Here is a 701-nt window from a genome sequence, read left to right as displayed (position 1 = left end):
CGTCGACGCGCAGGCGCGCGGCATCGACGTCGCGAAGGCATCGTTCTACCCGAACATCGACCTGCTCGCGACGGTCGGCGGCTTCGGCGTGACCGCGCCGTTCACCGACTTCCTGCGCGCGATGAACGGCGGCTGGACAGCCGGCCCCGCGCTGTCGCTGCCGATCTTCGAAGGCGGCCGGCTGCGCGCGCAGCTCGGCGCGGCCAATGCCGGCTACGACCAGGCGGTCGAGCGCTACAACCAGACGATCGTCGGCGCGCTCAAGGATATCGCCGACCAGGTCGTGCGGATCCGTTCGCTCGATACGCAGAAGAAGGACGCCGCACGCTCGGTGGCCGCCAACGACCGCAGCTACCAGCTGTCGCGCGAAGGCTTCCGCCGCGGGCTGACCGACTACGTGAACGTGCTGGTCGCGCAACAGCAGTTGCTGCGCGCGCAGGAGACGGCCGCCCGCATCGATGCGGAACGCCTCGCCGCGCACGCGCAGTTGATGGCCGCGCTCGGCGGCGGTGTCGAGACGGGTACGGATGTGCCTCATGACGAATCCGCCGCAGGCGCAGCCGCGCCTGCCGCCGCGTCGGGTGCGAAGCCCGTGGCAGCAATCGCCCGGCCCGCCCAGGTGATCGGCAGAGCCCACGTCTGAACTCCCGTCCCGTGTCTGAATCCCGTCTGCCGGCCTCTGCTTGTAACAACAACAACAA

The 701-nt window shown here is 69.8% G+C and carries 1 protein-coding gene; it reads left to right on the top strand.

The features are described from left to right. A partial coding sequence (locus G3N93_RS41185; RefSeq protein ID WP_206135662.1) for a TolC family protein occupies positions 1 to 643 on the top strand: 643 nt, incomplete at its 5' end. Positions 644 to 701 lie beyond the last annotated feature (58 nt).

Source organism: Burkholderia sp. Se-20378 (genome assembly GCF_017104665.1).
GTDB classification, from domain to species: Bacteria; Pseudomonadota; Gammaproteobacteria; order Burkholderiales; family Burkholderiaceae; genus Burkholderia; species Burkholderia lata.
This window is presented reverse-complemented; position numbering and strand designations above follow the sequence as displayed.